This is a genomic window from Ruegeria sp. H6, from assembly GCF_056532975.1.
This window is the reverse complement of sequence record NZ_JBQFOA010000001.1, coordinates 394,617-413,796: the sequence shown is the minus strand read 5'-3', so window position 1 is coordinate 413,796 and position 19,180 is coordinate 394,617. Positions and strand designations below refer to the sequence as shown.

Below are 19,180 nucleotides of genomic sequence, written 5' to 3'. Positions count from 1 at the left end.
TCAATTTCTTACGGTAATCGCATTGTAGATGAGTGATTGCGTGGGAAGCAGGGGTTTTGGGTGAGGGCCTAAACGATCAGAACAAGATAGCCCCTGAGGCGCATTACGACGGTCAGGACCCGGATCGTGGCGTGAACAGCCAACGACGGTTTGACGCTTTGGCGCGGATTTTGCAGGCGATCAAGACGTCAGGCGCGGATGCGCAACCCATTCTTGAGATGATTGTCAGCGCGGCGTGCGAACTTTGCGATGCCCGCTTTGCAATCTTTTTCAGGTTCGAGAACGGCCTGCTGGACTATGGTGCCAGTCAGGGGTTCGAAGACGAATACATTGCGTCCTACTTTGAAGATTTTCCAAAGCCCCCACCCCAAAATGGCCTGATCGAGCGTGTTCTGGAAACCGGAACAACCGCTTTGATGGATGACGCGAAATCCGACAGCTACAGCGACCATGAAATGGCGCGGATGCTGGGGTTTACCCAGATGATATGCGTGCCCATCAACACTTGCGCAGGGTTGTGGGGGTTTCTGACCATGGCCTGGCCAGATGACACGCCGCGCCAGACCTCGCATATCCAGCTTGTCGAAACATTCGCCGATCAGGCGGCAATTGCCATCGACAAGGTGCGTGAGCAGCGTGACCTGCAGGAACGGTTGGAACGCGAAAAGGCGTCTGCCGAAATTCTGGATATTATCAGCCGGTCCCGCGACGATGAATCCCCGGTTTTTGATGCCATTCTGGAAAACGCGCAGGCGCTGTGCAATGCGCCGATGTCCGCCCTGGTTCTGGCCGAGCCCGGAGACAAGGCGCAGCAACTGGCGGCCTATCGAAACGTGCCCGACGCCACGGTTGAATTGTATGAAACCGGTCAGATGCCCATGGACGGGGATATTTCGTACAATGCCCGGGCCATTGTCGAAGGTCGGCTCATTCAATTTGCCGACATGGCAGACAGCGATCTTTATGCCGCTGGCAGTCCGGTTGTGCGCTCGATGGTGGATGACTCGCATATCCGAAGCGTTCTTTTTGCGCCCCTGATCAGCGGCGATACGGCGATCGGTACAATCACCCTGATCAGGTACGACATCGACCCGTTCAGCGATGCCGAAATCGCGCTGGTCGAAACTTTTGCCGCGCAGGCCGTGATCGCGATCGAGAATGTCCGGCAGTTTCGCGAAGTGCAGGCGCGGTTTGATCGCGAAGCGGCCTCTCGCGAGATCCTGGAGGTGATCAGCCAGACGCGCGACGATGATCAGCCGGTATTCAACAGCATTTTGGAAAACGCCAGTAGGCTGTGCAACGCGCATTTGGCGTTTCTGTGCGTTGCAGATCACAACAGCGGTCGGGCGACGATCCCCGCCAATATCGGTGTCAATGCCGAGTTCAACGAGTCGCTGGGGACGTTTGACGAACCTCTGTCGCGTACCGAATTGATTGCGATCAGGCCCATTCATGATGGTCAGATTATACGCCAGGACGATGTGGCGGATGATCCGCTCTATTATCGCGATCGCGACCCAAAACGCGTGCAACTGGTTGAGATTGCGGGCGCGCGGTCGGTTCTGGCGGTGCCACTGATGAAAGACAGCCGGGGCCTAGGCGTCATCGTGTTGTACCGAAACGAGGTGCGGCCGTTTTCCGATGACGATGTAAGCCTGGTCAGAACCTTTGCCGCGCAGGCTGTTATCGCCATGGAAAATGTGCGCCATTTTCGCGAGTTGCAGAACCGCACCGCCGAGGCGACCGAAGCGCTGGAATATCAGACGGCAACATCCGAGGTGCTGGACGTTATCTCTCGGTCACCCAATGAGTTGCCACCGGTGCTGGATGCAATTCTCAAAGTGGCTTCGCGCATTTGCCGCCCGGAATATGCGTTCTTTGCGCTGCGCGACCCGGTCGATGGGCTATACCGGGTAGAGATGTCGTTCAATGTCAGCGACACATTTCTGCATTACCTCACCGACAACCCCATCCAACCGGAAGAAGGCTCATGCATCGGGCGATCGGCGCTGCATGGTAAGACGGTCTACATCAAGGATACGCGCAACGACCCGACCTATACGTGGAAGAAAGCTGCGGAAATCGGCGATTACCTGACGACGCTGGGCGTGCCTCTTATAAGCGACGGGCTGACTGTTGGCGTGGTTGTCATGGCCCACCGGCAAGCGGCGGCGTTTTCCAAAAAACAGATCGGTCTGCTTGAAACCTTCGCCTCGCAAGCGGTGATTGCGATCAACAATACCGGTCTTTTCAAGGAAGTGCAGGATCGCACCGCCGAGGTCGAAGAGGCTTTGGTTCGAGAAAAAGCCAGCGCTGAGATATTGCAGGTGATCAATGAGGCATCTTCGGACCTGCAGCCTGTATTCGATCTGGTTGTGCAAAAATCGGCCGAGCTGTGCGATGCGCAGTTTTGTGTGCTGGAACGTTTTGATGGTCGTCATTTTCATTTCTGCGCGCAATTTGGCTTTCCGGCCGAAACCATCGGGATCTTGCTGGCCGACTACCCGTTGCTCCCGTCCAAAGGGCACATGGCCCCACGCGTTGTTGAAAGCGCGAAGATTCAGCATCTCGATGACGCTCTTGGGCCGAACTATTTCAATCCTGATTTGGCCCGCGCCGTCGGGTTTCGGCGTCTGATGGGTGTTCCGGTTTGGACGGATAACTGCATTTGGGGTGTGGTTATCGTAGGCTGGACCAAGGCCGGACCACCCGTCCTGAAAGATGAGGAATTGGTCCAGAGTTTCGCCAATCAGGCAAGCATCGCAATCGAGAATGCGCGTCTGTTCAACGAGACACAAACGTCACTGGCCCGACAGACCGCAAGTGCGGATGTGTTGCGGGTCATCAGCGGCGCGCATATGGATGCGACCCCGGTATTCGAGGCCATCGCCGAGGCGGGATGCAACCTGATGGGGTGTGACGGTGGGGTCATTGCCATTCGCGAAGGAGATTATTTTTCGCCCGGTGCAGGTATCCGCAATGGCAGATCGTTGCAAAGTCTGAACCCTGATCCGGTACGCATTGAGCCCGAGAAGAACTATCCGTCGCAAGCCATCGTGAACAAAGAACCGATCCATATTCCCGACTTCGCGTCCGAGGATTTGCCGGAACATGAGATCGCGACAGTTCGGAAATTCAATATCAAATCGGCGCTGTACTTGCCGCTCATTCGTGAAGATGACTGCGTTGGGGTGCTGATCTTCTCACGCTCGGACCGGGCACAGGAATTCAGCGCCGATGAAATCGAGCTGGCGCAAATGTTCTGCGATCAGGCGGTTATCGCCATCGAAAATGTACGCTTGTTCAAAGAGGCAGAAGACGCGCGCAAGACCGCTGAGAAAGCCAACGAGGCCAAAAGCGCGTTCCTTGCTACTATGAGCCACGAGATCCGCACCCCGATGAATGCGGTGATCGGGATGAGCGGGCTGTTGATGGATACCGATCTGGACAGCGAACAAAATGATTATGCCAGCACGATCCGCGACAGCGGAGATGCCCTGCTGGCGATCATCAACGAGATCCTTGATTTTTCGAAGATCGAAGCGGGTCAGATGGATATCGAACGGCATCCGTTCGACCTGCGAGAGTGCATTGAATCGGCGCTTGACCTGGTCAGCGCCAAAGCTGCCGAAAAACAACTCGATCTGGCGTATGTTTATGACGATGACGTTCCGTTGGCAATCAATGCCGACCTGACGCGTCTGCGCCAGATCCTGTTGAACCTGCTGTCAAATGCGGTGAAATTCACCGATGCGGGCGAGGTTGTGCTGACGGTGTCGAGATCCGGCGTGTCGGACCTTGCCTTTCGTGTGCGCGATACAGGGATCGGCCTGACCCCGGCTGGTATGGATCGGCTTTTTCAGTCCTTTAGTCAGGCCGACAGCTCGACCACGCGAAAATACGGGGGGACCGGGCTGGGCCTTGCGATCTCCAAACGCCTGGCCGAGTTGATGGGGGGCACGATGTGGGCCACCAGCGCGGGTGCGGGTCAGGGCTCGACCTTTCATTTCACGATCCGGGCAAATGCTGCAGAGCTGCCAAAGGTTCATCTGCGCAGCCTTTTGGGGGAACAATCCGAGCTGCTGGGCAAGCGGATTCTGATGGTTGATGACAACGCGACCAACCGCAAAATTCTGACCTTACAAACCGAAAAATGGGGGACGTCGACAACAGCCGTCGAAACGGCAACCGAAGCGCTGGATCTTCTTGCAAAGGACCAGGATTTTGATCTGGTCATTCTCGATATGCATATGCCGGGAATGGACGGCATCACGCTGGCCAAGCGTATTCGCGCGCAATGGGCTGCGCTGCCGCTGGTGCTGTTCAGCTCGCTGGGCGCGCGTGAAGTTGATAGTGAACCCGGAGTGTTTCAGGCCTTCCTTGCGAAACCCCTGCGTCAATCGCATCTGTTCGACACGCTGGTCACACTTTTTGCTCCAAAGCCCGAGCCCAGGTCGGAGCGCAAAGCCAAGCCATCAACCGATACGGACTTGGCCAAGACGTATCCTTTGCGCATCCTTCTGGCCGAAGACAATCTTGTGAACCAGAAGCTTGCATTGCGGCTGTTGCAGCAAATGGGATACCGCGCGGATGTTGCCAGCAACGGGGCCGAGGCGGTGCAAAGCGTGGCGCGGCAGCGCTATGACGTCATCCTCATGGATGTGCAAATGCCCGAAATGGATGGGTTGGAAGCGTCCCGTCGGATCAACGCGGACTTTAGCGGTGCCGACCGGCCCCAGATCATCGCCATGACCGCAAATGCCATGCAGGGAGACCGGGAAATGTGTCTGAACGCCGGCATGGATGACTATATCGCCAAACCCATTCGGGTGCCGCATTTGATCGACGCGCTGAAAAGCGCCGCGCGCAAAAGAAGGGAAGCACAGTGAACGACAGCCCACTGGACCAGACGATATTCGATGAATTGCGGGATGCGACCGGAGCCGATTTTGTGGTGGAATTGGTGGAGACCTTTTTGGACGAAGCGCCCGCTATGATCGCGGAATTGCGATCCGCCTTGGCCGATGACGATGCCGACGCGTTCCGTCGTGCGGCCCATTCGATCAAATCGAACGCAAATGTGTTCGGGGCCATGGGTCTTGCCGAGATTGCGCGCAAGATGGAGCTGGAAGGCACACAGGCTGCCGATCTGCCTGCACTGGAAGCTGCCTTTGCACAAACGGCCCAAGCTTTGCGGAACCAGCTTGATGATTGAGCAAGAGGGCCGATTGCTGATCGTTGACGACAACAAGGTCAACCGGCTTTTGCTGTCACGCAATGTCGAGATGCTGGGGCATCATTGTGTGCTTGCCGAAAACGGGCGGGTTGCGATGGAAAAGCTGGCCAATGAGACGTTCGATCTGCTGCTTCTTGATATCGAGATGCCCGAGATGGATGGCTTTCAGGTGCTTGAAGCCCTGAAAGCCAACCCTGAATTGCGAGATTTGCCCGTTATCGTCACCTCATCGGTTGAAGGGCTCGACAACATCGTGCGCTGCATTGAACTGGGTGCCGAGGACTATCTGCCCAAGCCCGTCAACAAGGTTCTGTTGCGCGCGCGTGTTGAGACATCGCTTGAAAAGAAACGACTAAGGGATGAGCAGAAAAGACTGCTGGAACGCTTCGCCACCAGCGAAGTTGCACGCGACCTGCAGACCTCGGGGTTTGAAATCGGTGGCGCGCGAACGCGTGCGACAGTTCTGTTCTGCGATATTCGGGATTTCACCGCGATGTCCGAGAACCTGCCGCCAGAGGCCACGATTGATCTGCTGAACACATATTACACGCTCATGTTCGAGGCGGTCACCAGCCATGGGGGTATCGTCAGCCTGATGCTGGGCGACGGGTTGATGGCCTTGTTCGGCGTGCCGCAGGAATTGCAGAACCCGGCCCAAAGCGCGGTCGATTCAGCACATGAGATGCTGAGCATGATCGAATTGCTGAACTATGATCGCAACGCGACAAACGAACCGGCGCTGCGGCTTGGCATCGGCATTGCAACCGGCGATGTTGTGGCTGGCTATGCCGGTACCGAGGCGCGGGCCACCTATACGTGTATCGGGGCGACCGTAAACCTTGCGGCGCGGCTGGAAGCACAGACCAAGGTGCTGGGCCGCCCGGCGCTGATCTGCGAAACCACGCTGAATGCGCTGGAGCGCAGGCACGACGTCGAGCGTTTTGACAACTTGCCGTTAAAAGGTTTCTCCGAGCCGCAGGTCGTCTTTTCGGTTTAACATTCCCGGCCCATCATTCTCCGGCAGACTTGGTTTCGAACCGCAGGCCATGTGCGCTGCGGTTGGGGAATCCTTCCCAATAGGTATGGGTCGCGGTCGGGTTGCCGGTGTCGTCAACGTCCCAGATGCCATCGGCGGCGATTGGCATCAGATCAAAATAGGCGGTTCGATCCTCGCCTTTCAGGTGCTGATCCAGAAACGCGGTCACAAAGTGCTGGCTGATATTGTTCATCCGAACATTGTCCCAAACCGCATCCGCGTAATGTTCGAATGGGGCCCAGCCCAGGGTTTCCGACACCGCATACCCTTCGGCCGGTGAGGGCATGGGTGCACCTGCATTGTGGTTTGCGTTCTCGAAGGTCAGCAGGTGACGGGTCGTGTTGACCGTTCCGTCAAAGATACCGCGGATCGCGTCATAAATGCTGACATCATCGACGCCGCCTGCAATCAGCATCAGCGGCGCGCCGACGCCGGCCAGACCGGTCTCATCCCAGAACCCGGCATTGTTGCCCCAGGGTCCGAAGGCCACGAAGGCTTTGACCCGATCATCCGAGAGGCTGGCGTGGCTTTGCGTGCCCATCATGTTGCGTTCAAGCAGACCCTGTGGTGCGCCCCATTCGAATTTCGTGCTGGCCTGAGTGACACCAGCGCCGGAATAGATCAAAGCACCATAGCCGCCCATCGAATAGCCCACGACCGCCGTATTCTGTGCATCCGTGATCGTGCCAACATCATCGTCCAGCGCCGCCATCTGGTCGATCACGAAACGCTGGTCCCATGGCCGGTTCACCAGGGTTGACCCGAACGCGGCCTGATCGGAATAGGTGCTGTCGGTATGGTCAATGCTGGCCACCACATAGCCTTTGCTGGCGATGTTTTCGGCAAGTGGCGACATCAGCCAACGATTGCCCGGATATCCATGGCTTACGATAACCAATGGAAACAGGCCCTCTGCGGTATTCGCATCGCGCACCGCGCGACCCTGCAGTTGCACCGCCGTTTCGCCGTCGCGCAGCACGGTATCGTAACTGCCGCCCGGCGTGGTTCCCTGGGCTGCGGGATACCAGATTTCAACTGTCAGCGGCCGGTCATAGCGCGCAATCTCTCCGTCCGGGCCGGTGTTGACCACATCCACCTGATCGGGATTGGTAAAGGTCATTTCACGCACCCCGACGGGATACTCGCCATAAGCCGCCAGGGTGGGCGCGTCGGGGCGAATGGCATCAATCCGGTTCTCCGCATGCCCGGGCATGGCGAGCAGAGCAAACGCGACACCTGTCGCAGCTAATTTGTGGGGTTTCATCTGGCTCTCCCTTCGGATGCCATAGCTTAGCGCGATTCCCGGCTAAGGCGAGACGCGTTTTTTTGCAATATAAGGAAAGCTGCAGGCAGGCATCCGTTTCAATATTAAGACGGTTGTGTATGGCGCCTTATCCTTTGCCTGTGCCAAGGTTGTGACCACGTACACCCATCTGGTCGCGGTATAAGGTTTCAACTTCAAGGAGGCGCATATGACCACGCTCTACCATGCTCCACTCACGTGTTCTCTGGCCGCGCGTTTCGCGGCGGGGGAAGGAGAGGTTCCGCTGGATCTGGCTCTGCTGAACCTGAAAACCAAAAAGCTCGACTCCGGGGATTCGTTTTACGATATCAACCCATTGGGGCAGGTCGCGGTGCTAAAGCTGGCGGATGGGACGAAACTGACCGAAACTCTGACAGTGATCCATTGGATTCAGTCGCACTCGACCAACGAGGACTTTCGGATCGACCCTTCCGATCCCGATTACTTCCAGATGCTGCGCTGGCTGACCTTTTGCGCGACTGAACTTCACAAAGGACTGTTCCGCGTCGTGTTCTATCAGGAAGCCACAGATGAGGTTAAGGACCGTGTACGCGCCCTTGCCCCTTTGCGATTTGAGGTTCTTGAAAACCATCTGTCCGGGCGCGACTATTTGTTGGGGCGCAGGTTCTCTGCGGCGGATGCCTATCTGACGTGGTTCTTTGTACTTTCAGGTTACGCTCAGGTAGATCATTCCAGATATCCCAACCTCGAAGCGTACCGCCGGCGTGTTCTGGCGCGCCCGACCATCGCGGGTTTGATTGAAAACGATGTGCAGCTGGACCGGGAGATGAAACAAAACCTGTTTGCTGCCGCATGAGGTCAGGCGATTGTCGGCCTTGTCTAGGCGGGCCAGGTGAGCAGCCAACTGCTCGTTTTCTTTGGTCCCAAATCGCGATCCCAGATACTAAGACCGAAACCGAACACTATTAAAGAAGACCGGCGATGAAACTTGAATTTCACCATATAAACTTCGTGGCGGACGATGTGGACCGCATGCATGACTTTTATACCAACGTGCTGGGCCTGGCTGATGTACCGCAACAGAACTTCCCGCGCACCGAGGCCAATGAAAATGCGGGCTATGACGGCAAAATCCGTTTTGCGACGGAAGGCAAAATGCAAATGCACCTGGCAGAGCGCGATTTTGACGTCGCCTTCAAAAACAAGCGGGTCATTAATCCGGTTGAACGCGGGCATATCGCATTTCGCACCGATGACCTAGCGGGTTTCCTGCGCATGCTGGAGTCGCGAGATATTCCCTATTCGGATTATGGAACGGCCTTTTCGAAAGAATGGCACCAGGTGTTCTTTCACGACCCCGAAGGCAATGTGATCGAGGTGCACCAACAGGTGTTGACGATGACCTAGGCCCGGCACATCTGACAGTTCTATATCCCAGCGGTCGGGAAACCTTGCTCGGCAATCCAGTCGAAAACCAATCTGGGGCCGCGGCCCGTACTGGTGATATTGCGGGACATGACATAGCCCGCATCGCTGGCGACCAGATCGTCGGTCACCGTGACCAGCGATCCTTTTGCCAGCAGATCATCAATCAGCCCGATCCAGCCCAAGGCAACTCCCTCGCCGGACAGCGCTGCCTGCGTGACCATGTCATAGTTGTTGAAGCTGATGTAATTCTTCTTTCTTTCGCCGGTGATCACAAGGCTGTCAAACCACCCTTGCCAGGTTTGCCAGGCCGCGTTTGCAGGCTTTGACAGGCTTAGCAGCTGCACATCCAGCAGCTCTGCGGATGACCGGATTGGCCCAATCTTTTCTAATAGCTGCGGGCTGCAGACGGCGGCGACAATTTCTTCCAGCAAAAGCACTTCGCCGGGTTTGATCTGGTCCTTGGGAGCGATGTGGATCTGAATGTCGCAATCGGCGTCATCCAGCCCGGGTGGTTCGGTCGAGGCGAGGATCTGAATTTCGATCTCATCGCCGATTTCTTCCCGTAAATACCCCAGGCGCGGCAGCAGCCAAAAGGTTGAAAATGCGAAATCGGCGGAAATCCGAACCCGGGGTTTGGTCTTACGTTCATGCAATGCACTGACCGCATACCCCATCTGGGTCATTGCGGGCCTGACCACGTTCAAAAGCCTTAACCCTTCATAGGTCAGGGACACGCCCCGGTGTTCGCGTTTGAAAAGAACCACACCCAGATCGACTTCCAAACCCTTGATCCGTTGCGAGATCGAGGATTGAGTCAGCCCCAGCGCATCCCCGGCGCTGGTAAAGTTCCCATGTCTGGCAACCATATCGAACGCATAAAGCCCCACAAGATTGCGGCTTAGGCTGGTATTAATTCTGTTAATGTCATCCATAACGACTCAGCTACTGCAAAACCGAAGATTTTTGTACCAAAAGTTGTGGCAAAGGGTGTGAATTCAGCCCTGTGAAGCAAAACGCGGGAGACGATGATGACCATGCACAACCGCCGCGAGGCCATTCATTCAGCTGCTGCAATGCCCGCCTTTGAAACCTGAAGAGTTCGGGGGCCAACAGGAGCACATGATCTGACAAAGCACTTTGCTTGCATCGTTGATTTCATAAGCTTTGCGCGCAAGAGTGGGGCATCAGAAAGTAGAAATCAGGGTATTTGAACAAAAGATCAACAACAGGGAGACTTTGATAATGTCAATAAAACCACCCCTTTCAGAACTTCCGATTAAGACCGCCGACAACGGTTTTTATCGGGGGTTCAGTGTCAATGTGACGGTGATCAGTAAGATCATTATCAGTCTTCTGGTTGTCTGGTGTATCGTATGGCCGACACAGGCCGGCAGGGTATTGGGCGATTGGAACGCCGCCATTCTGTCCCAGTTTGCCGCTTGGTATATCTGGGTTGTGACCGGGTTCGTACTTGTCTGCATCGGTTTGGCCATCTGGCCGGCAGCCGGGCGGCTGAATCTGGGCGTCGATGGTGAAAAGCCGGAATTCTCGAACTTTTCATGGTTTTCGATGATGTTCGGTGCCGGTATCGGCGTGGGCATGCTGACCTGGGCCGTTGCGGAACCTGTCGCACATTTTGGAAATAATCCATCGGTCATTCAGGGTGTCACCACCGCTTTGGGTGAGGACAATGTGCGCACGGCTTATGTCTGGTCCTTCCTGCATTGGGGTTTGGGTGCCTGGGCGTGCTATGCGATTGCCGGGTTAGCCTTGGCCTTCTTCAGCTATCGCCGAGGGCTGCCGCTGACGATCCGTTCCTCTCTGACACCGCTGTTCGGCAAGGCGCTTTCGGGCAATCTTGGCCACGTGATCGATATCGTCGCTGTTGTGGCCACGATCCTGGGCGTGGCGCAGACCCTTGGATTTGGGGTCGAGCAATTTGTGGCAGGTTTGACGCGTATCGGCATCGGTGGGCTGGCAAATACGGACGGTTCGGCCACAACGCTCGGTATCATCGTCGCTCTGCTGGTCATCATGGGGGCCTCGACGCTTTCGGCTTTGTCCGGGGTGGGCAAAGGCATCAAATGGCTGTCGAACATCAACATGGGGCTGTCGATTTTCCTGCTGGGTTTCTTCATCCTTTTCGGGGCGACATTCTTTGGGGCCAAGGCGTTCTTTGTCGGGATCTGGGATTATCTGATCGCACTGCCCTGGCTCAGCTTCAACGTCTACACATCGGATGGCGTTGAAGGGTCTCAGGCATTCCTGCTGGCACAATGGCAGGGCTGGTGGCCGGTGTTCTACTGGGCGTGGTGGATCGCGTTTGCACCTTTCGTCGGCCTGTTCCTGGCGCGCATCTCGCGCGGGCGTTCGATCCGCGAATTCGTGCTGGGCGCGATGATCGTGCCGTCGCTGATGTGTTTTGTCTGGTTCGCATGGGCCGGTGGCACGGCCATCGATCTTGAGTTGAACGGCGATGCAAATGGTGTGATCCTCGATGCGGCGAATGGCGACAAGATCTTTGCCATGACGACCTACATGCTTGCACCCATTGCAGAGTTCCTGGCCTGGGCTATGGCGGTTGTGATCGTGATCTTGCTGATGACGTTCCTTGTCACCTCGGCAGACTCTGCCGTTCTGATCGTGAACACGATCAACGCGGCAGGTGACGAAGGGCCCAAGGCGCGTCCGCACATCATGTTCTGGGGTGCCGCATTGGCGCTGGTGGTCGGCGGGCTGCTGATCTCGGGCGGGACCGGGGCCATTCAGACCGCGATGGTGATCGGGGCCCTCCCGTTCTCGATCGTCATGGCATTGATGTGCATCGCATTGATCAAGGCGATCTGGAACGATGGCCGTCGCGAAGCTGCGGGTGTCGCCACGACCATTGATCCGGAAACCTCGTCAATGCCAGCTGAGTAAGCTTTTTGCATGCCGCTGTGATCCCGGTGCTAGGCCGGGGTCACAGCAAAGCTCTGGTGCACATCTGCGCCAACTGCCACACCGCGGCGCGGCTTGCGGTGGCACATGGTCTTCCCAGAATCGCTGATTACTTTGCAGAAAACACCGGGCTCTTGCTGAGTTCAGATTTTTTTGTTGCTTCTTTTGGAACGTTCCACTAATTGATTTGGAACGTTCCAAAAGAAGCATCCCGTCAGGACGGAGTAGATTGATGTCCAAACTGGTATCCGCCGAAAACGCTGTGTCCCGGATCCCGGATGATGCGGTTGTGACGGTGTCTTCATCCTCGGCGCTTGGCTGCCCCGATCTGGTGTTGCGCGCTTTGGGCGATCGGTTCCGGTCCGAAGGGCATCCGCGCAATATCTCGACCCTGCATCCGATCGCCGCCGGCGACATGTATGGCGTGAAAGGGATGGAGTATCTGGCACAGGAGGGCTTGCTTTCGCGGGTATTGGCCGGGTCGTATCCTTCAGGGCCCTCCAGCCTGGAGATGCCCGAGATCTGGAAGATGATCGTCGAGGATCGCGTTGCGGCCTACAATGTTCCCTCGGGCATCCTGTTCGACATGCACCGCGAGGCTGCGGCGCGGCGTCCGGGGGTTTTGACGCAGGTGGGTCTGGATACGTTTGTTGATCCGATCCGCGAGGGGTGTGCGATGAACGCGCGCGGGTCCGCCGCGCCCATCGTCGCCAGGAAAGAGTTTGACGGTCAGACGTGGCTGCACTTTCCCAACATCATCCCGAACGTTTGTATCTTGCGGGCCACTACGGCGGATGAATTCGGCAACCTGACTTACGAACATGAAGGGGCCTATCTGGGCGGGCTGGAACAGGCGATTTGCGTGCGCAACCATGGCGGGCTGGTGATTGCGCAGGTGCAACGCGTCACCGCCGAGGGCAGCCTGCGGCCCCATGACGTGCGTGTACCGGGGCATCTGGTCGACGTGGTAGTCGAGGACCCGGATCAGAAGCAAACCACCGAAACAGCCTATGATCCGGCCATTTCGGGTCAGATTATGCGTCCTTGGGACAGTTTCTCACTGGCCGAACACGGGGTCGAGAAGGTGATCGCCCGCCGCGCCGCGATGGAATTGCGCGCGGGCATGAGCGCCAATCTGGGCTTTGGCATCAGCGCCATGGTTCCGCGAATCTTGTTGGAGGAAGGACACCCCAAGGCCGTAACATGGGCGATTGAACAGGGCGCCGTTGGCGGCGTTCCTCTGACCGGATTTGCCTTTGGGTGTGCTTCGAACGCGCATGCATATGTGCCCTCACCCCAGCAATTCATCTATTTTCAGGGCGGCGGGTTCGATATGTCGTTCCTTTCGTTCCTTGAGGTCGATGTCGAGGGCAACGTGAACGTTTCGAAACTGGGTAAGAAGCCGTATCTGACAGCCGGGTGCGGCGGCTTCGTCGACATCACGGCAAGCGCAAGAAAGATCGTCTTTTCGGGCTGGTTCGAGGCCGGTGCCAAGATCGACCTTGGCTCGGACGGGATCAGCGTCGCCGCGCCCGGCAAGTTCACCAAGATGGTGGATCAGGTCGAACATGTCACCTTCTCGGGCCGACGCGCGCGCGAGCTGGGGCAGGACGTGATCTATGTGACCGAACGCTGCGTCATTCGCCTGACTGATCAGGGGCTTGTTGCGACCGAGATCATGCCCGGCATCAGCGCGCAGCAGGATATCGTGGCGGCGTCAAACGGGCGGGTCACCGTGGCCGAGAACGCGACCCTGATGCCCAAGTCCCTGTTCACCGACGGTCCGATGGGACTGACGGTATGAGCGGGGTTGGCTTTCACATCGCCGGGGCAACAGCGATCCTGACGCTGGACAAACCGTCCAAGCTGAATGCGCTGACCGTCGACATGCTGGACGCGCTTGAGGCGCATGTGAAACAGGTTGAACGGGACGACACGATCCGGGCGCTGGTGTTGACCGGGGCAGGGGAAAAGGCCTTTTGCTGCGGTGCGGATATCAGCGCCTGGGGCGCACTCAGCCCCGCCGAATTCGCGCGTCATTGGGTGCGCGAAGGGCATCGCATCTTTGACCGCCTGTCGCGGATCGGCAAACCCTCGGTCGCGGCGATCAACGGCCATGCCTTTGGCGGCGGGTTGGAGCTGGCAAGCTGCTGTGACCTGCGCTTGATGACACCGCGCGCCACGTTGGCATTGCCCGAAGCCCGCGTTGGGATCGTGCCCGGTTGGTCCGGGACGCAACGCCTAATACGGCTGATCCCCGAAGCCGCGGTCAAGGAAATGGCCCTGTTCGGTCACCGTATTGGCGCAGACCGCGCGGTTGCCTTGGGCTATGCCGCCGAAGTGGCCGACGATGTTTTGACCCGCGCGCTTGAGATCGCCACCGAGGCGCAGACACTGTCCCCCCGCGCCACCGAGATTGCCAAGAACATGATCCATGCGGCGACTGGCGAAGATTCAGCAGCCGCCATCGAGGCGCTTGGCAGCGCTGCCGCGGCGGCCTCAGCCGATCGGGACGAAGGCGTCGCGGCGTTTTTGGAAAAACGTAACCCTCAGTTTTCAGGGCTTTGACGCATATGAAAGACCTCACGATCAACCCTGCGATCCCGTTCGCGCTGCCTGAAATGTTCGAAGGCCGTCATCTGATTGATGGAACGTGGCAGGCCAGTGCCTCGGGCGAGGTATTCGAGCGCCGCTCGCCCTCGCACGGGCATATCGTCAGCCGGTCAGCCCTGGGCAGTGAGACCGAGGCCAATGCCGCAATCGCTGCCGCGCGCACGGCGTTCGACAGCGGCGTCTGGAGCCGCGCCTCGGGCAAGGACCGCGCAGCCGTGTTGCTGAAAGTGGCCGACCTGATCGAGCAGAATGTCGACCGGATCGCTCTGATCGAAACACTGGAAAGCGGCAAGCCGATCAGCCAGTCGAAGGGTGAGGTTGGCGGTGCGGCGGACCTTTGGCGCTATGCCGCCTCACTGGCGCGCAGCACCCATGGCGACAGCCACAACACGCTGGGCGCGGATATGATGGGGGTCGTTCTGAAAGAACCCATCGGCGTTGTGTCGATCATCACGCCCTGGAATTTTCCGTTCTGGATCCTCAGCCAGAAACTTCCTTTTGCGCTGGCCGCAGGCTGCGCGGTTGTTGTGAAACCGTCCGAAATGACGCCCTCGACCACGCTGATGCTGGGCGAGTTGTTGATCGAGGCCGGATTGCCCGCGGGCGTCTGCAACATGGTTCTTGGCTATGGTGTGCCAGTTGGATCCGTGCTTTCCAGCCATGATGCGGTTGATATGATCAGCTTCACCGGCTCGACCGCCGTCGGCAAGACGATCAGCAAGACGGCGTCGGATACGCTCAAGAAAGTCGCGCTGGAGCTCGGCGGCAAGAACCCGCAGGTGATCTTTCCCGATGCCGATCTTGATGCGGCTGCAGATGCGGTAGTTTTTGGTGTCTATTTCAACGTCGGCCAGTGCTGCAACTCCAGCAGCCGCATCATTGTTCATGAGGACATCGCCGAGGCGTTCTCGGCCAGAATTGTAGACCTGTCCCGCAAGGTGAAATTCGGCGATCCTTTGGACCCGAGCACTCAGGTCGGGGCGATTGTCACGCCGGAACACAACGCCAAGATCGACGGATACGTCAAACAGGCTCAAGCCGCTGGCGCGACCATTGCTCTGGGCGGGGACCGCCTGAGCGTCGCGGGGCTTGGCGATCAGTTTTACCAACCTACCATCGTCACAGATGTCCAGCCGGACATGCCGATTGCGCGGGATGAAGTGTTTGGCCCGGTTCTGTCGGTGTTGACGTTCAAAACACTGGACGAAGCCATCGCACTGACCAATGATAGCGCTTACGGTCTGTCTGCCGGGGTCTGGAGTGACGACGTTCACACCTGCCTGGAATTCGCCCGACGCGCAGAAGCGGGTACGGTTTGGACCAACACCTGGATGGACGGATTCCCCGAGGTCGCCTTTGGGGGCGTCAAACAATCCGGGCAGGGGCGGGAGATCGGACGCTACGGGTTTGAGGAATTTTTTGAGGTGAAATCGGTGGTCATGCGCATCGGCAACAGCCGGGCGCCGTGGGTGCCGCAAGAGTGACCGGTGCGACTCGAAGCACCGGAGAAAAGATCGCATTAAGGGAGGAAACAAAATGCGTAATCTTCTGAAGACCAAATCTCTGATTGTGGCAGGCCTGCTGTGCACGACCAGCCTGGCCCATGCGGAAGAGGTTGAGGTTCTGCACTGGTGGACCTCAGGCGGTGAGGCCGCGGCGCTGAACGTTCTCAAGGATGATCTGTCGGGACAGGGTGTCGGCTGGACCGATATGCCGGTTGCAGGCGGCGGTGGTGAGCAGGCGATGACCGTTCTGCGCGCCCGCGTCACCGCCGGCAACGCGCCAACCGCCGTTCAGGGTCTGGGCTTTGACATTCAGGACTGGGCCGCGCAGGGCGCATTGGCCGATCTGAACGACGTGGCCGCGCAGGAAGGCTGGGACGATGTTGTACCGGACGCGCTGAAGGCATTTGCCAAGCATGACGGCAAATGGGTGTCGGCCCCGGTGAACGTGCATTCCACCAACTGGGTCTGGGCCAACAAGGCGGTTCTGGATGCAAACGGCATCGCACAGCCCACCAGCTGGGATGAGTTCGTCGCTGCGGTCGAAGCCCTTAAGGCAGCGGGCGTGACACCGATTGCCCATGGCGGTCAGGCCTGGCAGGATGCGACAATTTTTGACGCGGTGGCCATGTCGACCCTGGGCCCCGACGGCTACAAGGCGGCCTTTATCGATCTGGATGAAGGTGCACTGGGTGGTGACGCCATGAAAGAGGCGTTCGACCGCATGGCCTTTATCCGCGACAATGTGGACGAGAACTTCTCGGGCCGTGACTGGAACCTCGCGACCGCGATGGTCATCAATGGCGAAGCCGGTTTCCAGATGATGGGCGACTGGGCCAAGGGTGAGTTTCTGAATGCAGGCAAAGTGCCCGGCCAGGATTTCCTGTGCTTCCGCTTCCCCGGTACTCAGGATCAAGTCACCTTCAACGCCGACCAGTTCATGATGTTCGATCAGGGCGGTTCGGTTTCGGCTGAACAAGCAGCCCTTGCCAGCGCGATCCTGTCGCCCTCGTTCCAGTCGGCCTTCAACGTGGTCAAAGGATCGGTTCCGGCACGGACCGACGTGAGCGATGCCGATTTCGACGACTGCGGCAAGCAGGGTATGAAGGATCTGGCGGCGGCTGCATCCTCGGGCAACCTGTTCGGGTCGATGGCGCATGGCCATGCGGCGCCTGCCTCGGTCAAGAACGCGGTCTATGACGTCGTGACGGCGCATTTCAACGGCGAATATGACAGCGAAACGGCTGTTGTCGAACTGGTCGACGCCGTCTCAATCGCCAAGTGATCGTGATGTGATCCTCCCGATGGGGCGGCGGAATTGCCGCCCTGTCACCTGCGGGTCCATCCCACGCCTCAACCCAATCCCAACTCGAAGGAGGGCGCGCCATGGCTGCTTCAGCCAACGCGGATTTCAAGACACGCCTTCAGAACTGGATTCCCAAGCTGGTCCTGTCGCCATCGCTGGCGATGATGCTGGTCTTTGTCTACGGCTTCATTCTGTTTTCGGTCTATCTGTCATTCACAGACAGCCGCATCCTGCCAACCTTCGGCTGGGTCGGATGGGAGAATTACGACAAGCTCTGGCGGTTGAGCCATTGGGAAACCTCGCTGATCAATATGGGGATTTTCGCAGGGCTCTACATTGTGATCTGCACCTGCATCGGGCTTGGGCTTGCGATCTTTCTTGATCAGAAAATCCGCGGCGAGGGGCTGCTGCGCCCGATTTACCTCTATCCCATGGCGCTGAGTTTCATCGTAACGGGCACCGCGTGGAAATGGTTTCTGGATCCGGGCATCGGGCTGGAAAACGTGATGCACACCTGGGGCTGGACCAGTTTCGAATTCGACTGGATCAAGAACCGCGACTACGCGATCTATACCGTCGTGCTGGCGGCTGTCTGGCAGACCAGCGGCTTTGTGATGGCGATGTTCCTGGCTGGCCTGCGTGGCATCGACAACGAGATTCTGCGGGCGGCGCAGATGGACGGGGCCTCGAACTGGAACCTCTATCGCCGGATCATCATCCCGCAGCTGCGGCCCGCGTTCCTGTCGGCCTTCGTGATCCTCAGCCACCTTGCGATCAAGACCTTTGACCTTGTGATCGCGCTGACCGGCGGGGGGCCGGGCCGGGCCACCGAACTGCCCGCGACCTTCATGTATTCCTACACCTTCACGCGCAACCAGATGGGGATCGGCGCGGCCTCGGCCACGATCATGCTGATGACCATCGCGGCGATCATGATCCCGTACCTGTATGCTGAACTGCGGGAGAAACGCTGATGTCCCAGGCCACTCAGGATACCGCAATTCGCACCGGTCGCGTCACCCGCACGCTGATCTATCTGGTACTGCTGCTGTTCGCGCTGTTCTACCTGCTGCCGCTTTACGTGATGCTGGTGAACTCGGTCAAACCGCTGGAAGAGATTACCGGCGGTGGCATGATGAACCTGCCCGAAGTTTTCACGCTTGAGCCCTGGTTCAAGGCGTGGTCCTCGGCGCAGATCGGTGTCGATCCGACGGGGTTGAAGCCCTATTTCTGGAACTCGATCAAGATGGTGGTTCCCGCCGTGATCGTCTCGACCATCCTTGGCGCGCTGAACGGCTATGTGCTGACCAAATGGCGCTTCAAGTATGACACCATCCTGTTCGGTCTGATGCTGTTTGCCTGCTTCATCCCGTTCCAGATCGTGCTGATCCCGATGGCGCGGATGCTGGGTATCATCGGGCTGGCGGGCACGACATGGGGTCTCGCCTTGGTCCATGTGGTCTACGGGATCGGGTTTACCACGCTTTATTTCCGCAACTACTATGCGGTTTTCCCGACCGAGCTGATCCGGGCCGCCCAGATTGACGGGGCAGGATTCTTCCAGATCTTCTGGCGCATCCTTCTGCCCAGTTCCGGGCCGATCGCCGTGGTTTCGATCATCTGGCAGTTCACCAACATCTGGAATGACTTCCTGTTTGGTGCGTCTTTCGCCGATGCCAACAGCCAGCCGATGACAGTGGCGCTGAACAATCTGGTGCAGTCGTCAACGGGGGTAAAGGAATACAATGTTCATTTCGCAGGCGCCATTCTGGCCGCCATGCCAACTCTGCTCGTTTACATCGTGGCCGGACGATATTTCGTCCGCGGCCTGATGGCGGGTTCCGTGAAAGGATAA

General features: G+C 58.0%; 14 protein-coding genes. 12 read left to right on the top strand and 2 right to left on the bottom strand.

The features are described 5' to 3' along the window. The first annotated feature begins 32 nt into the window (after positions 1-32). Genes ACR0AG_RS01935 through ACR0AG_RS01925 form a run of 3 tightly spaced genes read left to right on the top strand, consistent with a single transcriptional unit; the run spans position 33 to position 6,233 of the window. On the top strand, positions 33-4,889 hold the full coding sequence (locus ACR0AG_RS01935) for a GAF domain-containing protein (protein ID WP_480835898.1): 4,857 nt from the start codon (positions 33-35) through the stop codon (positions 4,887-4,889). Beyond that, a complete protein-coding gene (locus ACR0AG_RS01930) occupies positions 4,886-5,215 on the top strand; it encodes an Hpt domain-containing protein (RefSeq protein ID WP_480835894.1) in 330 nt (109 codons plus the stop codon). The genes ACR0AG_RS01935 and ACR0AG_RS01930 overlap by 4 nt, the downstream gene beginning before the upstream one ends. Next, positions 5,208-6,233, top strand: coding sequence for a response regulator (locus tag ACR0AG_RS01925; RefSeq protein WP_480835891.1), 1,026 nt, complete (start codon positions 5,208-5,210; stop codon positions 6,231-6,233). The genes ACR0AG_RS01930 and ACR0AG_RS01925 overlap by 8 nt, the downstream gene beginning before the upstream one ends. A gap of 13 nt (positions 6,234-6,246) precedes the next feature. On the opposite strand, the gene ACR0AG_RS01920 is transcribed toward ACR0AG_RS01925, so the two are convergent. Further along, positions 6,247-7,536: an alpha/beta hydrolase family protein gene (locus ACR0AG_RS01920; protein WP_480835889.1), complete on the bottom strand. Its 1,290-nt coding sequence runs from the start codon at positions 7,534-7,536 to the stop codon at positions 6,247-6,249. A 208-nt stretch (positions 7,537-7,744) separates the two neighbouring features. Between ACR0AG_RS01920 and ACR0AG_RS01915 the strand changes: the two genes are divergently transcribed. After that, the gene (locus tag ACR0AG_RS01915; protein ID WP_480835887.1) at positions 7,745-8,392 is read left to right on the top strand and encodes a glutathione binding-like protein; all 648 of its coding nucleotides are present in this window, start codon (positions 7,745-7,747) and stop codon (positions 8,390-8,392) included. Positions 8,393-8,517: 125 nt separating this feature from the next. Continuing rightward, positions 8,518-8,943, top strand: coding sequence for a VOC family protein (locus tag ACR0AG_RS01910; protein ID WP_480835884.1), 426 nt, complete (start codon positions 8,518-8,520; stop codon positions 8,941-8,943). A 20-nt stretch (positions 8,944-8,963) separates the two neighbouring features. Here ACR0AG_RS01910 and ACR0AG_RS01905 read toward each other — a convergent pair whose 3' ends face one another. Continuing rightward, entirely contained in the window at positions 8,964-9,896 is a 933-nt protein-coding gene (locus ACR0AG_RS01905; protein ID WP_480835882.1) for a LysR family transcriptional regulator, read from the bottom strand. A gap of 310 nt (positions 9,897-10,206) precedes the next feature. Here ACR0AG_RS01905 and ACR0AG_RS01900 point away from each other — a divergent pair, with 310 nt between their 5' ends. The 7 genes from ACR0AG_RS01900 (at position 10,207) to ACR0AG_RS01870 (ending at position 19,180) form a co-directional block, all read left to right on the top strand. Beyond that, positions 10,207-11,886: a BCCT family transporter gene (locus tag ACR0AG_RS01900; protein ID WP_480835879.1), complete on the top strand. Its 1,680-nt coding sequence runs from the start codon at positions 10,207-10,209 to the stop codon at positions 11,884-11,886. Between the two features lie 250 nt (positions 11,887-12,136). After that, positions 12,137-13,708 (top strand): acyl CoA:acetate/3-ketoacid CoA transferase, encoded by a 1,572-nt coding sequence (locus ACR0AG_RS01895; RefSeq protein ID WP_480835876.1) that lies wholly within the window; start codon positions 12,137-12,139, stop codon positions 13,706-13,708. Beyond that, on the top strand, positions 13,705-14,472 hold the full coding sequence (locus ACR0AG_RS01890) for an enoyl-CoA hydratase/isomerase family protein (RefSeq protein WP_480835874.1): 768 nt from the start codon (positions 13,705-13,707) through the stop codon (positions 14,470-14,472). Before ACR0AG_RS01895 ends, ACR0AG_RS01890 begins: the two co-directional genes overlap by 4 nt. Before the next feature lie 5 nt (positions 14,473-14,477). After that, complete coding sequence (locus tag ACR0AG_RS01885) at positions 14,478-16,001, top strand: aldehyde dehydrogenase family protein (protein WP_480835872.1); 1,524 nt, start codon at positions 14,478-14,480, stop codon at positions 15,999-16,001. Between the two features lie 52 nt (positions 16,002-16,053). Next, positions 16,054-17,304: an ABC transporter substrate-binding protein gene (locus ACR0AG_RS01880; protein ID WP_480835870.1), complete on the top strand. Its 1,251-nt coding sequence runs from the start codon at positions 16,054-16,056 to the stop codon at positions 17,302-17,304. A 101-nt stretch (positions 17,305-17,405) separates the two neighbouring features. After that, positions 17,406-18,299 carry a carbohydrate ABC transporter permease gene (locus ACR0AG_RS01875; RefSeq protein WP_170573032.1) on the top strand — a complete coding sequence of 298 codons (894 nt, stop codon included), beginning with the start codon at positions 17,406-17,408 and terminating at the stop codon, positions 18,297-18,299. Next, a complete protein-coding gene (locus tag ACR0AG_RS01870) occupies positions 18,299-19,180 on the top strand; it encodes a carbohydrate ABC transporter permease (RefSeq protein WP_170573034.1) in 882 nt (293 codons plus the stop codon). Before ACR0AG_RS01875 ends, ACR0AG_RS01870 begins: the two co-directional genes overlap by 1 nt.

Bases quoted from the DNA above. Each gene is read 5' to 3' on its own strand.
- ACR0AG_RS01925 (WP_480835891.1), top strand. From the start codon at position 5,208: ATGATTGAGCAAGAGGGCCGATTGCTGATCGTTGACGACAACAAGGTC.
- ACR0AG_RS01920 (WP_480835889.1), bottom strand. From the start codon at position 7,536: ATGAAACCCCACAAATTAGCTGCGACAGGTGTCGCGTTTGCTCTGCTC.
- ACR0AG_RS01915 (WP_480835887.1), top strand. From the start codon at position 7,745: ATGACCACGCTCTACCATGCTCCACTCACGTGTTCTCTGGCCGCGCGT.
- ACR0AG_RS01910 (WP_480835884.1), top strand. From the start codon at position 8,518: ATGAAACTTGAATTTCACCATATAAACTTCGTGGCGGACGATGTGGAC.
- ACR0AG_RS01905 (WP_480835882.1), bottom strand. From the start codon at position 9,896: ATGGATGACATTAACAGAATTAATACCAGCCTAAGCCGCAATCTTGTG.
- ACR0AG_RS01900 (WP_480835879.1), top strand. From the start codon at position 10,207: ATGTCAATAAAACCACCCCTTTCAGAACTTCCGATTAAGACCGCCGAC.
- ACR0AG_RS01895 (WP_480835876.1), top strand. From the start codon at position 12,137: ATGTCCAAACTGGTATCCGCCGAAAACGCTGTGTCCCGGATCCCGGAT.
- ACR0AG_RS01890 (WP_480835874.1), top strand. From the start codon at position 13,705: ATGAGCGGGGTTGGCTTTCACATCGCCGGGGCAACAGCGATCCTGACG.
- ACR0AG_RS01885 (WP_480835872.1), top strand. From the start codon at position 14,478: ATGAAAGACCTCACGATCAACCCTGCGATCCCGTTCGCGCTGCCTGAA.
- ACR0AG_RS01880 (WP_480835870.1), top strand. From the start codon at position 16,054: ATGCGTAATCTTCTGAAGACCAAATCTCTGATTGTGGCAGGCCTGCTG.
- ACR0AG_RS01875 (WP_170573032.1), top strand. From the start codon at position 17,406: ATGGCTGCTTCAGCCAACGCGGATTTCAAGACACGCCTTCAGAACTGG.
- ACR0AG_RS01870 (WP_170573034.1), top strand. From the start codon at position 18,299: ATGTCCCAGGCCACTCAGGATACCGCAATTCGCACCGGTCGCGTCACC.